The organism is Micromonospora sp. WMMD961 (assembly GCF_029626145.1).
In the GTDB taxonomy this organism is placed as follows: Bacteria; Actinomycetota; Actinomycetes; order Mycobacteriales; family Micromonosporaceae; genus Micromonospora.
The window spans coordinates 92501-105296 of sequence record NZ_JARUBJ010000002.1 but is presented as its reverse complement, the minus strand read 5'-3'; the positions used below and the strand labels follow the sequence as shown (position 1 = coordinate 105296).

The following is a 12796-nucleotide window of genomic DNA, read 5'->3' as shown; positions in this document are numbered from 1 at the left end:
GGGGCGGCCCCGATCGTCAGAGCCAGACCACGATCCCGGTCAGGTCGCTGAGGACGGCGGCCACGCCCGCCCGGATGGCGGCGGCGCACCGTTCGCCGGTGAACGAGGCCGGGTCGTACGTCGAGGACGCCCCGAGCCCTTCGCCACGGAAGGACGCGCCGTCCCAGTCGACGGCGGTGACATTGTGCGTGGGTTCGGCCAGTTCCGCGCCCACCACCAGGAACTTTTCGTCCAGGTGGCTCGGGGTGACAAGTGCGAGGGGGTCGACGAGATCGTTGCCCGCGCTGACGATGAGGTCCGGGCCCATCTCCATGGCCTTGGCGATGCTGGGAACGGCGTCGTGCGCGTTACCGACGGCGATCGTCCGGAGGTCGACGTGCTCGTCGTCCGCCCACGCCTTGACGGCCGTCACGAGGGACTTGGTCGGGGTGTCGTCGCCGGCGGTCAGGAGCACCACCCGGTAGTCCTTCGGTGGATGGATGCCGGCCCAGGAGCCCGGCTGCGGAGTGATGGTCGCTTCCGGAGCGGGCTTCGTGGAGGGGGTGACGAACCCCGGGCCGAGAGTGCCGACGGCGCTGGGTGTCGGACGCGGCTGGGACCAGTCGTCGCTGGAACTGCAGGCGGTGACCAACGCGGCGATCGCGGCCAGCATGGCAACGGCCCGAAGCGGGGGGCGCAAGGTGATCGTCCTCCGGGTGGTGGGCGGGGAAGTGCGCGTGCTTTCTCGTATTCCTATCGCAATTCCGGTCGCCGGCAATCTACGGGTGGCCGTTCGGGATTTTGTTTTCCGGCGGTTCGTCGGCGTGCGGGTTGGTGTTCACCCACGGCATGCAACGTGCACTGGCCAACCGAGGGAGTCGAATGTTGGGCCGCGTCCGCCGTACCGTTATCGTCACCGCTGTCGGGATTGCCGCAGCGGTGATCCCGCTTCTGGGCGCTCAAGCGGCGTCCGCGCACGGATTCTCGTCGACTGTGTACACGAAAATCACGTCGGGAGACGAGGGTCACATTCGCACGACGCTCGAACTCGAATACGACCTTCTCGTCGTGTCCGCCGCCGATTTCGGCGGCGACGATCCGCTCTTCCAGGCGGGAACCGCGGCATTCGAGGCGGGTGACTCCGGCGCCCAGGCCGCAGCCCTGAAGAGCCATGCGTCGACGGTGCTCGGGTACGTGTCCGATCGTTTCTCGGTCTCGGCCGGGGGTGCTGCCTGCCGGCCGACCCAGGTGGGCGACGCGACGACCGGCCAGCGCGAGGGTGTGCCGTACGCGGATCTGCTGCTGGACTGGACCTGCGCCCAGCGGGGCGATGAGCACGAGGTACGCAGCGACCTCTTCCCGGACGGCGAGGGCTACGTCAAGGGCACCAAGACGATCGTCACCTATGAGATCGACGGCCGTACGGGCAGCGCGGCACTCGACGCGGCCCATCCCTCCTTTTCGACCGGGCAGGCGTGGTACGACCGGTTCGGGGAGTTCTTCCTGCTGGGCGCCGAGCATCTGCTGTCCGGGATCGACCACATCCTGTTCCTGCTGGCGCTCATCGCCGGGTCGCGGAGGCTTCGCGAGATCGTGCTCGCGGCCACCAGCTTCACCCTGGCGCACTCGGTGACGTTCATGCTCGCCGCCCTCGGCCTGGTGGAGGTGCCGGCGACGGTCGTGGAGCCGGTGATCGCGTTGTCGATCGCCGTCGTCGCGGGCTGGCACCTGTGGGGGATCTGGCGGCGGGGCACCCACGCGGCCGATCTGGAGACGCCCGGGCACGGGCACTTCAGTCTGGACCGGGCCGGCTGGATCCGCCTCGGCGTGGTGTTCTGCTTCGGGCTCGTGCACGGTCTGGGCTTCGCTGGCGCGCTGGGCATCGACGAGGCGTGGTCGTGGACCCTGCTGTGGTCGTTGCTGGTGTTCAACGTCGGTATCGAAGTCGTGCAGTTGACCATTATCGCGATCGTCTTCCCGCTGTTGCTCGTGTTGCGTCGCCGTGCGCCGAAAGCCGGTCTGTGGGCGACCGGTGCTGTTTCGGGGGTGGTGTCCATCATGGGGCTCGTCTGGTTTGTGCAGCGCATTTCCGGGTCCTGAGTAAGGCTAAGTAGTTCGCGAAGTGCAGTCTTTCGCAAGATCATGTTCACGGTCGGTTCATCGGGCAACGAAAGCGTGGATTTGCTTCCCCAGTGTCGGGTGAAGACACATCCATTTCTCTATTTGAAAAGGGAACAATGTCGATGACATTGAGCACCTCGACACGGGCCTCCGGGCTCGTGCGGCGGCGCCTGGTCGCCGGGGTCGTCGCCGGCTTCCTGGGAATGGGAGCGGCCCTCGGCAGTGGCCTGACGGCCACCGCCAGCGCGGCCGAGTCCACCATGATCACCGGTGTGGTCCTCGGCGTCGGCGCCGACGAGACCCAGCGCATCGTGACCTGGTACTCCTCTGCCGACACCGCGCAGAAGATCCAGCTCGCCCCGACCGCCGAGATCGTCAACGGCGAGTTCCCGGCCGGTGCCGTGGGCTTCGACGCCGTCGGCGCGGCAAACACCTCCACCACCGGGTTCAACCGGCACGCCACGATCAGCAACCTGCGCGAGAACACGGCGTACTCGTACCGAGTCGGTGCCGAGGGCAGCTGGTCCCCGACCTACAGCTTCAAGACGCGGGACTTCGAGGGTGACTTCGACTTCCTGTTCTTCGGCGACCCGCAGATCGGCGCCTCCGGTGATGTCGCGAAGGACCAGGCCGGGTGGGCGGAGACCTTGAAGGTCTCCACCGCGGCGAACCCGAACGCCGAACTGCTCGTCTCCGGCGGCGACCACGTCGAGTCCGCGAACAACGAGGCTCAGTGGGACGCGTACCTCGCCCCGGACCAGCTGCGGCAGTACCCGACGGCCGCCACCATCGGCAACCACGATGTCGGCGGTAAGTCCTGGGAGCAGCACCACTTCACCCCGAACACGGACCGCTCGGCCCAGTACTACAACGGGGACCAGTCGACCCGCTCCGGCGGCGACTACTGGTACATCTACAAGGACGTGCTGTTCATCGACATCAACAGCAACAGCTACGTCAACCCGGCCGACGGGTCGCTCGGCGGCGACGCGGCGCACGTCGCGTACGTCTCCGACGTGGTCAAGAAGCACGGATCCGAGGCGAAGTGGAAGGTGCTGGTCTATCACCACGCCATCTACTCGGCGGCGAGCCACTCCACCGACACGGACAACAAGAACCGCCGGAAGGACTTCACGACCGCGTTCTCCGACCTCGGCATCGACATGGTGCTGCAGGGGCACGACCACGTCTACACCCGCAGCTACTCGATCAAGAACGGTCAGAAGGAGAACCCGGCCGAGCAGCCGGGTGCTGCCGACGTGTTCCCCGGTCCGGGCGGCGTCATCTACGTGACCGCGAACTCGGCCTCCGGCTCGAAGTACTACGACATCAAGAAGCCGGACGGCTCCGGCACCGGTGTCGAGGGCCTGGGCCCGGACCCGTTGAACCCGAGCAACTACTGGTTCAACTCGGCGCAGAACCAGGAGCACGTGCGCAGCTACGTCAAGGTGCAGGTCAAGGCTGACAAGCTGGTCCTGCAGAACATCCGTAGCGGCACCTGCGCGGCACCGAACGCGGCGGTCGAGAAGGGCGTCTCCTGCGTCAACACCCCGGAGGGCCAGCCGGTCGGCTCGATCGTCGACAACACCACGATCCACCCGTACAACGGCGACGGCCAGGCCATCCAGGTGAACGTGCCGAACCCGGCTCCGGGTGAGTTCGGCTGGACGATCGACGGCTACAACGGGCTGGTCGACCTGGGCACCGCTCAGGAGCGCGACGGCACCTACTTCCAGGCGAACGGCAAGATCAACCCGATCCTCGTGTCGGACAGCCGCCGCTCGCTCGCCCCGTGGTCGATCTCGGCCAACGTCGGCGACTTCCAGGACGCCGACAAGACGTTCTCCGGCTCCTACCTGGGCTGGAACCCGTACGTGCTCGACGGCGGCGCGGGTGCCGAGGCCGGCGCTCCGGTCCTGTCGTCCTTCGACGACCAGGGCAAGGGCCTCTCGGTCTCCAGCGGCCTCGCGGCGGCCGTGCAGGGCCACCCCCGGGGCGGTGCCAAGCTCGGCGCCGACCTGGACCTGAAGATCCCGGACAGCATCGCGAAGGGTAGCTACCGCACCACCCTCACGATCACTGCGCTGAGCAGCTGACCGGACTGCTCCATGCGGCGGGGTAGGCACCTTCGGGGGCCTACCCCGCCACCCATGTGCACTCCTCCCAAGATCACCTCAAGGAACCGACATGTACCCGTCCGCACCCCGCTGGAAGACACTCCTCCGTACGACCGCACTGTCCCTGCTCGCGGCCGCCGCGGCCGTCGGTGTCGGTGCCGTCCCCGCCTTGGCGGCGGAGGGCAACGTCGCCTGGACGGTCCGGACGGCCTCCAACGGCTATGGCGAGGCTCGGTCCAGCTACAGCTACAACGTCAATCCCGGTGGTGCCGTTGAGGACGCCATGGTCGTGGCCAACCGCGGCCCGGCGCCGCTGACCCTGTCCGTTTACGCGGCCGACGGCTTCACCACCGACGCGGGCCAGCTCGACCTGCTCACCAGGGACAAGAAGTCCGTCGCGATCGGTGCCTGGGCGAAGGCGACCGCCGACAGCGTCGTGATCCAGCCCGGGAAGACCGCGCAGGTTCCCTTCAAGATCAGCGTCCCGGAGAACGCCACCCCCGGTGACTACGTCGGCGGCATCCTCACCGCGCTGACCCAGGCCGACCAGGCCGAGGGCATCAACGTCGACCGACGCCTCGGCATCCGGATCAAGTTGCGCGTCGGGGGCGAGCTGAAGCCGAACCTCGCGATCGAGGACCTCCACGTCGCGTACGCCGGCCCGTCGAACCCGTTCGCCAAGGGCGACGCCACCATCACCTACACGGTCCACAACGTGGGCAACGCCGCCCTGTCCGGGCAGCAGAAGGTGACGGTCTCGGGCCCGTTTGGCCTGCTGCGGGTACGCGCCGGCGACATCGCCGCGCCGCCGGAGCTGCTGCCCGGCGAGAGCTGGAAGGTGACGGTGCCGGTGCACGGGGTGGCTCCCACCATCTCGTTGGCCGCGACCACGACCCTCACCCCGCTGCTCACCGACGCGTCGGGCTCCACCACCTCGCTCAAGCCGGTACAGGTCACCGCGCACGGCTGGGCGCTGCCGTGGATTGCGGTGCTGGTGTTCGTCGTCCTGATCGCACTGCTCGTCGGCGCGCACCTCTACCGGCGCCGCAACCGGGCGCAGCGCAAGGCACGCGAGGACGCCCGCGTCCGCGACGCCGTCGAGCAGGCGCTGCGCGGCCCCAAGCCGCAGACGTCCTGATCTTGGCTCGTCACCGTCACCGCCGCCGCCGGCCGTGGTCGGCGGCGGCGACCGCCCGACGGCGGGTCAGGCCGACGGCGACGGCGATCACGGCGAGCACCAGCACCGCCGCCGGCACCGACGCCCAAGCGGGAGCCGTGCGAAGCACCACGGTGCCGAGTACGGCGCCGGCCACCAACCCCGCCAGCCGCCCCACACCACCCAGATCGGCGAAGCGGTGCGGATCGACGACGCGACGCCGGACCAGCTCGGTGAGCGAGCCGGTCAGGTAGGTGGTCGACGCCCCGCGTACGCCGGCGCCGACGCTGATCACGCTCTGGATGCCGCTCGCCACGGCCGCCGTCCCCAGCAGTACGAGCCCGAAGCCGTACCCGGGACGCGCCGAGCAGGCCATCCAGCCGACGGTGAAGCCGAGCAGCAGCACCGCCTCGGCCGCCGTCACCACGGCGGTACGGCGATTCCAACCGGGCGGTGTGTGGCGCAACGGCAGCGTGGCGGCGGCGACACCCGCTGCGTAACCACCCACCGCCACCACGGCACCGGCGAGCGCACGGGTGTCCGCCGTGGCGAGCGCGTGGCCGAAGTGCACCAGGTTGCCGGTGATCACGCTGGCGAAGTACCCGCCGAGCCTGATCAGGCAGATCACGTCGACGCAGCCGGAGGCCGCGGCCAACGCCACCAGCAGCCAGGCCGTCGCCCGTGCCGACGGAGCCTGCACGGCTGTGCTCCCTCCGTCGTCGCGGTCCGCCCACCCGCCTTTCCCGTGTCCGCCCCGGCTACGCCCCATCGCGGTGTCAGTCCGGCCCGGTCGTCCTTGTGGGTGAACGGCGTTCGGCACCCGGTCACGGCTGTCCCCGAGGCGGCATGCTGCGACGGGAGCGCCGGCACGGAGAGGGAATCCACATGGTTGACGGGGATGTGCCAGAGCGGATGCAGGCCGCGGCCTTGGACGAGTTCGGTGGGCCGGAGGTGATCACGCTGCGGAAGCTGCCGATCCCCGAGATCGCCGACGACGAGGTACTGATCAAGGTCTTGAGCGCCGGCGTGGGGGTGTGGGACGCGTACGAGCGGCAGGGCCTCCTCGTGCCGGAGGGCTCCTCCCTCCCGATCGTGCCCGGCTCCGACGGCGCCGGAACCGTGATCGCGGCCGGCAGGAAGGTGTCCAACGTCGTGGTCGGAGAGCTGGTCTACGTCTCCGCCGCGACCCGGCCGAAGGGCGGTTGCTACGCCGAGTACGCGGCCGTCAAGGCGGAGTACGCGGCGAAGGTGCCCGACGGAGTGCCGGCCGAGCACGCCGGCGCCATGCCCACCGACGCGCTGACCGCGTTGGCCGGGCTCGACACGCTCAGCCTGTCGGCCGGCTCGTGGTTGCTGATCTTCGGGGCGAGCGGCGGTCAGGGTCACCTGGCGGTGCAGTTGGCCAAGCGCCAGGGGTTGAACGTCATCGCCGTGGCCTCCGGGTCGGACGGCGTCGCACTGGTGACCCGGCTCGGTGCCGACATCTCCCTCGACGGCCACGGCGACCTGGACGACGTGCTCGCTCGGATCCGGGACGCGGCACCGGCGGGAGTGGACGCCATCCTCGCGATGGCCGGCGGTGCGGCGGTGGACCGTCTCACCGAGGCGCTTGTCGACGGCGGCGTGGTCGCGTACGCCCACGGGGTGCGGCCGGAGCCGACCGAACGTCCCGGTGTCGTGGTCCGGGCGTACGACGGCGAGTCGAACCCCCGGCAGTTGCAGCGCCTCAACGAACTCATCGAGGCGGGACCGTTCGTGGTGCACGTCGCGGAGACGTTCCCGCTGGGCAAGGTGCGGGAGGCACACCAGCGCCTAGAGACCTCCTACGCGGGGAAGCTCCTGCTGACGGTGGCCTGAACCTCAGCGGGTGCGCTGCAGCGGCACGCGTACCGATGCCATGCCGGCTGCCGTCGCGGCCTGGATGCCCAGGTCGGTGTCCTCGAAGACCAGGCAGGACTCCGGGGGTACGCCGAGGTGCTCCGCCGCGAGCAGGAACGCCTCCGGGTCGGGCTTGGCCCGCGTGTAGTCGTCGGCGCAGACCAGCACGTCGAACCGGTCCAGCAGGCCGAGCGCGTCGAGGGAGGCGGTGACCGAGGCGCGGGTGCTGCCGGAGACGACCGCGAACGGGACCCGCCGGTGTGCGTCGTGGATGTGCGCCAGCACGTCGGGCACGGCGGCGAGCTGCGGCAACAGCTCCTGGTAGATGCGCTCACGGTTCTCGACGACGGTCGCCACCGGCATCGCCAGACCCTGCTGCTCGTTCAGGGTCACGATGATGTCGGCGGTCGGCCGCCCACCCCAGGCGTAGAACAGTTCCTCCGGGAACTCGCAGCCCCACTCGTCCAGGGCCCGCTGCCAGGCCACGTAGTGCAGCGGCATCGAGTCGACAATCGTGCCGTCGCAGTCGAACAGGTACGCGGCGAACTCACCGGGAGGCAGAGGCAGACTCACCCGGGCAAGGTTACCGCTCACTCGGTCGTGACGGCTCTGAGCCGGCCGAGCAGGTACGCCCGCTCCGGCTCGGTGCCGACCAGCGCCAACGCGCTGCGGTACGCCTCGGCCGCCTCGTCGTACCGGCCGAGCCGGCGCAGCAGGTCGGCCCGCGCCGCCGGGTAGGGATGGTGGCCACGCAGCCGCGGATCGTCGGCCAACTCGTCGAGCAGGGCAAGACCTGCCTCCGGCCCGTCCCGCATGGCCACCGCGGCAGCCCTGTTCAGCGCGACGATCGGCGACGGCACCAGGTTGAGCAGCACGTCGTAGAGCGCCACCACCTGCGGCCAGTCGGTGCTGGCCACGTCCGCGGCCTCGTCGTGCAGGGCGGCGACGGCAGCCTGCACCCCGTACGGGCCCGGGGCGGGGCCGGTCAACGCGACCACGACCAGCCCGCGCCCCTCCTCGATCATCGGGCGGTCCCAGCGTCCGCGATCCTGGTCGTCCAGAAGGATCATCGCGCCGTCCGGACCGGTACGCGCGTCACGTCGCGCATGGACCAGCAGCATCAGGCCGAGCAGCCCGGCGACCTCCCGCTCGGCGGGTAGCAGCCGACGCAGGATCCGGCCCAGCCGGATGGCCTCCTCGGCCAGGTCGACCCGTTGGAGATCCGGGCCGGAGCTGGCTGCGTACCCCTCGGTGAAGACGGAGTAGACGGCCTGGAGCACCGTGGGCAGCCGACCGGGCAGCTCGTCGGGGCCGGGCACCCGGAACGGGATGCGGGCGTCGCGGATCTTCCGCTTGGCCCGGACCAGCCGCTGGGCCATGGTCGCCGGTGGCACCAGGAAGGCCCGCGCCACCTCTACCGTGCTGAGACCGGCGAGGAAGCGCAGGGTGAGTGCTGCACGATCCGGCGCGGCCAGGGCCGGGTGCGCGCAGGTGAAGAAGAGCGCCAACCGGTCGTCGGGCAGGTCGCGGTCCGCGTCGGCGGGCGGGGCGGGGTCGGCCCGCTCGGCCTCGGCCCGGAGTACGGCGAGTCGCGTCGCCAGCGCCTTGTCCCGTCGCAGCCGGTCCACCGCTCGACGCCGGGCGGTGGTGAGCAGCCAGGCGCCAGGTCGGCTCGGGACACCGTCGGTCGGCCAGTGCACCAGCGCCGCCTCGATGGCCTCGGAGGCGACCTCCTCGGCCAGGTCGAGATCCCCGAACCGGTGCACGAGCGAGGCGAGCAGGCGACCGCGTTCCTCCCGGAACACCGCCTCCACCGACGACCCGACTGCCGCCTCGTCGTCCGGCACGGTCAGGCCTGCATGTCGAACTCGAAGATCGGGCGGACCTGGACCGATCCGGTGCCGATGGCCCCGGGACTGCGGGCCGCCCAGTCCAGCGCGGCGTCGAGGTCCGGCACGTCGATGACGTCGTACCCGCCGAGCAACTCCCGGGTCTCGGCGAACGGCCCGTCGGTGATCGTGCGCTCGCCGCCGGGCCCGACCTGCACTGTCGTGCAGGTGGTCAGGTCCTGTAGCGGATGCCCGGAGACCCAGACCCCGGCGTCCTTCATCTCCCGGTCGTAGCGGATCCAGTCCTCGAAGCTGCACCCGTTGTCGACGGCCTCCCCGTTGATCACGGGGCTCATGAACAGCAGCATGTACTTCACGTTTCGGCTCCTCTCGGTGCGGCGGGTCGCCGTACAGCATGACGACGAACGACGGCCCGGGATATCGACACGACGTCCGGATTCCTCCGTGGCCTCAGGGGCGGACCGGTCGCGCCGGTGAAATCTGCGGGTCGCGCCGGTCGATCCGCCGCTCGTGCCAGGTGACCGCGATCAGGAGGAGGGTCAGCAGGGCCAGCTCGGCCAGCGCGGGCAGGGACCGCGCGATCGGCAGCAGGACCAGCGGCAGCAGCGCGACGACGATCTGCCCCGGACGCACGGTGCGCAGGGTCAGCCGGCGAAAAACCAACCGCGCGAGCAGGTAGAGGGTGGCGCCGCCGTAGAGGGCGCTGGCCGCCGGCCAGCTCAACCGTGCGGAATGCGACGGCTCCTCGGCGAGCTGGCCGAGCACCTGCTCGATACCGAGCGCGATGAAGATCGCGCCGATGATCAGGGGGGCGTGGGCGAGCCCGTACGCGTCGCTGGCCACGAGAGAGCGCCGCTCGTCCGGCACCAACATGACCGAACGCCGGGCGGCGGGTGCCAACCGGTCGAAGTAGAGCCACCACAGGCAGATCGTGGTGACCAGACCGAGTAACGCCGCGAGCAGGCCGGCCCCGTTCGGCGCCATCGTCCGCGGCCCGGTGCCGGCGGCGATCAGCGCCTCGCCGAGCGCGATGATGAGCACCAGTCCGAACCGTTCGGTGAAATGGTCCAGGCTGCGCAGCGGCCACGGGCGGTAGACGGAGGCGACGCGGGAACCGCCGATGTCCACCAGGAACGCGACCGTCCAGAGCACGGTCTGGGCGACGCCACCGAGCAACGCGCCAACTATGAGCGGGAGCCAGGCCGCCACCACCGGCACGGTGAAGAACCGCAGGGTCGAGCGCAGCGGCGCGTCCTCGGTGCTCGCCCAGAGCAGCACGACGAGCTGCACCGCCCGGGTGACAACGTAGGCCAGGGCGAGCGTGAGGGGCGCGTCGAAGAGTTCTGGGCCCTGCCGCCAGGCGTCCGGCAGCACCAGCGCGGCCACGAATATCGAGGCCATGGCCAGCAGGGTGCCCGCGCGGGCCGGGCCGACGTCCGCGCGGACCAGGTTGCCCAACCAGAGGTACGGACCCCAGGAGTAGATCAGCAACAGGAGGAGGATGAGCCCCTGGGCCAGGGTGAGCGCGGTCGGCGGCTGCGCCATGAAGGTGATGACCCGGGTGAGCGCGAACACGAAGACGAGGTCGAAGAAGATCTCGAACATCGTCGTCCGGTGCCGGTCACCGGCGGGTACCGGACGAACATCGAAAATCCCCCTCATCCTCGCATTCTGCGTGCCTGATCCAGGAGAACGCAGGCCGACGGCTCAGAGTACGACCGGGAAACCGGCCAGGTCACCCTAACCGCCGCTGACGCGAGCCTGCTCGAGGAACTGACGGACCCCCGATCGACCTTCGCCGGCTACACCCCGGAAAGGAGGCGCACGAGGTCGAGCCGTGGACGGAGAGCGGCGAGAAGTGGCGTGGGCTGCGCGTCACGTTCCCGCACGGGCTGGACACCCACAACGACACCCAGCTGTACTACTTCGACGACAGCGGGCTGCTGCGACGCATCGACTATCAGCCCGGGCCAACGGCTTTTCGCCGACCGCCCACTACATCGGCGGGGCCACCGAGGTCGAGGGTCTGGTCGTACCCACGCGACGCCGGATCCACCTCCGGCACGAGGACCGAACCCCCGACCTCACCTGGACGCCGATCACGCTCGATCTGGCGGACGTCCACATCCGGTGAGAGTCCCGCGGCGCTGTGGCGGTGGACCCGGCGCGCGTCGGCGAACGGACGTTCCGGGCGTCAGGCCGGGGCGTCCGTCGGCCGCCGGCGGCTCCGCTCCGCCCGCCGCCGCAACTTCTGGTACGCGCCGGTCAACCCCATCGCCCGGCGTACCTCGACCAGGGTTTCCCGGACTTCCTGACGGGTCCGTTCGGTGCCCTCGACGATCAACCGGTCGACCAACCCCCGGTCGGCCTCGATCTCGGCCCGACGCTGGCGGATCGGTGCCAGGAACGTCTCCAGCGCGACGACCAGCCGTTCCTTGACCTCCACGTCACCGACCTGCCCGGCCCGGTAGCGGGCCGCCAGGTCCGCCACCTCGTCCCGGTCCGGGTTGAAAACCTCGTGGTACGCGAACACCGGGTTGCCCTCCACCGTGCCCGGCACGTCGGCCCGTACCCGATTCGGGTCTGTGTACATGCCGAGCACCTTCCGACGCACGGTGGGAGCGTCGTCGGAGAGGGCGATCGTGTTGCCGCGGCTCTTGCTCATCTTGGCCGCGCCGTCGGTGCCCACCAGGCTCGGCGTGTCCGCCTGGATCAGCTCGGGCACCGGGAAGACCGGGCCGTACAGGTGGTTGAATCGCCGCGCGATCTCCCGGGTCACCTCGACGTGCGCGGCGTTGTCCCGGCCGACCGGGACCACCTCGCCCCTGACGCAGAGGATGTCCGCGGCCTGGAGCACCGGGTAACCCAGCAGCCCGTACGGCATCTCCTCCTTGCCCGCGTCGCGAGCCATGTCCTTGAGCGACGGGACCCGTTCCAGCCGGGGCACGGTCACCAGGTTCTGGAGAAGTGTGTTGAGGTCACCTACCTCCGGGATCGCGGACTGGAGGTAGAAGGTGGCCCGCTCCGGGTCGACGCCGGCGGCGAGGACGTCGGTCACCATCTCCCGGGCGTTGCCGGAGACCTGTTCGATGTCCTCGCGGCGGTTGCGAGTGGTCAGCATGTGCAGGTCGGCGATGATGAAGAAGCTTTCGTAGCGTCGGTGCAGCCGCACCCGGTTGGCGATGCTGCCGACGTAGTGGCCGAGGTGAAGGCGGCCGGTGGGCCGGTCGCCGGTGAGCATTCGTGCGACGGACATGGTGGTGCCTCTCGTTGTCCGGAGGATGGGTGACGCGTGGGCGCGCGCGAGCAGAGCTGGCTCAGCTCTGCTCGGTCAGCGGGATCGACTCAGCGAGTCGACCGCCATCGCGCGCCGGCGCGGAACCGCAGACCACCGGCACGGAGGACGTTCAGAAGTTGCTCCCGGCCATCGCCGGGGCTGATCGCGATCGCGGGCTGCGCACCGAGTGGGAGGCCGTCGACAGTGTCGACCGCCTCCGACGCGCGGTTGCCCAGCCGGACCACCCAGTCAGAATATCCGCGGTATGGCCCCGGGCGGGGGCAGGTAGCTGTCGGCGTAGTAGGTGCCGACGCGTTCCCGGTAGTCCGGGTCGGCCGAATCCGGGTCGAACGGTGGCGCGTCCTTGATCTGCTGTCGGGTCCGATCGACGTGCACGACGCGTTCCTGGTGATCCACC

Annotated in this window: 12 protein-coding genes (1 of these 12 only partly in view); 4 read left to right on the top strand and 8 right to left on the bottom strand. The window is 70.1% G+C overall.

Going from position 1 to position 12796, the window contains the following annotated elements; all coding sequences use genetic code 11:
• Positions 1-16: 16 nt before the first annotated feature.
• On the bottom strand, positions 17-679 hold the full coding sequence (locus O7614_RS00570; protein ID WP_278136548.1) for a hypothetical protein: 663 nt from the start codon (positions 677-679) through the stop codon (positions 17-19).
• Between the two features lie 182 nt (positions 680-861).
• On the opposite strand from O7614_RS00570, the gene O7614_RS00565 reads away from it, so the two are divergent.
• The 3 genes from O7614_RS00565 (at position 862) to O7614_RS00555 (ending at position 5355) form a co-directional block, all read left to right on the top strand.
• Positions 862-2079 (top strand): HupE/UreJ family protein, encoded by a 1218-nt coding sequence (locus O7614_RS00565; protein ID WP_278136547.1) that lies wholly within the window; start codon positions 862-864, stop codon positions 2077-2079.
• 143 nt (positions 2080-2222) lie between these two features.
• Positions 2223-4196, top strand: coding sequence for a metallophosphoesterase family protein (locus O7614_RS00560; protein ID WP_278136546.1), 1974 nt, complete (start codon positions 2223-2225; stop codon positions 4194-4196).
• Positions 4197-4287: 91 nt separating this feature from the next.
• A complete protein-coding gene (locus O7614_RS00555; protein ID WP_278136545.1) occupies positions 4288-5355 on the top strand; it encodes a DUF916 domain-containing protein in 1068 nt (355 codons plus the stop codon).
• Between the two features lie 16 nt (positions 5356-5371).
• On the opposite strand, the gene O7614_RS00550 is transcribed toward O7614_RS00555, so the two are convergent.
• Entirely contained in the window at positions 5372-6073 is a 702-nt protein-coding gene (locus O7614_RS00550) for a YoaK family protein (RefSeq protein ID WP_278136544.1), read from the bottom strand.
• Between the two features lie 185 nt (positions 6074-6258).
• Between O7614_RS00550 and O7614_RS00545 the strand changes: the two genes are divergently transcribed.
• Positions 6259-7230: an NADP-dependent oxidoreductase gene (locus O7614_RS00545; protein ID WP_278136543.1), complete on the top strand. Its 972-nt coding sequence runs from the start codon at positions 6259-6261 to the stop codon at positions 7228-7230.
• A gap of 3 nt (positions 7231-7233) precedes the next feature.
• Here the strand turns inward: O7614_RS00545 and O7614_RS00540 are convergent, their stop codons facing one another.
• The 6 genes from O7614_RS00540 to O7614_RS00515 all read right to left on the bottom strand — a co-directional run.
• Positions 7234-7824: an HAD family phosphatase gene (locus tag O7614_RS00540; RefSeq protein ID WP_278136542.1), complete on the bottom strand. Its 591-nt coding sequence runs from the start codon at positions 7822-7824 to the stop codon at positions 7234-7236.
• 17 nt (positions 7825-7841) lie between these two features.
• Complete coding sequence (locus O7614_RS00535) at positions 7842-9098, bottom strand: DUF6596 domain-containing protein (protein ID WP_278136541.1); 1257 nt, start codon at positions 9096-9098, stop codon at positions 7842-7844.
• A gap of 2 nt (positions 9099-9100) precedes the next feature.
• A complete protein-coding gene (locus O7614_RS00530; RefSeq protein WP_278142094.1) occupies positions 9101-9448 on the bottom strand; it encodes a YciI family protein in 348 nt (115 codons plus the stop codon).
• Positions 9449-9551: 103 nt separating this feature from the next.
• Positions 9552-10763: a low temperature requirement protein A gene (locus O7614_RS00525; protein WP_278136540.1), complete on the bottom strand. Its 1212-nt coding sequence runs from the start codon at positions 10761-10763 to the stop codon at positions 9552-9554.
• A 532-nt stretch (positions 10764-11295) separates the two neighbouring features.
• Complete coding sequence (gene trpS / locus O7614_RS00520) at positions 11296-12357, bottom strand: tryptophan--tRNA ligase (RefSeq protein WP_278136539.1); 1062 nt, start codon at positions 12355-12357, stop codon at positions 11296-11298.
• 270 nt (positions 12358-12627) lie between these two features.
• On the bottom strand, positions 12628-12796 hold the final stretch of the coding sequence (locus O7614_RS00515) for a PRC-barrel domain containing protein (RefSeq protein ID WP_278136538.1). 302 nt of this gene lie beyond the right edge of the window; 169 of the gene's 471 nt are visible here — the last part of the coding sequence; the start codon falls outside the window, past its right edge; its stop codon occupies positions 12628-12630.

Coding starts and splice junctions, on each gene's coding strand:
- O7614_RS00565 (WP_278136547.1), top strand. CDS start 862: ATGTTGGGCCGCGTCCGCCGTACCGTTATCGTCACCGCTGTCGGGATT.
- O7614_RS00560 (WP_278136546.1), top strand. CDS start 2,223: ATGACATTGAGCACCTCGACACGGGCCTCCGGGCTCGTGCGGCGGCGC.
- O7614_RS00555 (WP_278136545.1), top strand. CDS start 4,288: ATGTACCCGTCCGCACCCCGCTGGAAGACACTCCTCCGTACGACCGCA.
- O7614_RS00545 (WP_278136543.1), top strand. CDS start 6,259: ATGGTTGACGGGGATGTGCCAGAGCGGATGCAGGCCGCGGCCTTGGAC.
- O7614_RS00530 (WP_278142094.1), bottom strand. CDS start 9,448: ATGCTGCTGTTCATGAGCCCCGTGATCAACGGGGAGGCCGTCGACAAC.
- O7614_RS00525 (WP_278136540.1), bottom strand. CDS start 10,763: ATGAGGGGGATTTTCGATGTTCGTCCGGTACCCGCCGGTGACCGGCAC.
- trpS (WP_278136539.1), bottom strand. CDS start 12,357: ATGTCCGTCGCACGAATGCTCACCGGCGACCGGCCCACCGGCCGCCTT.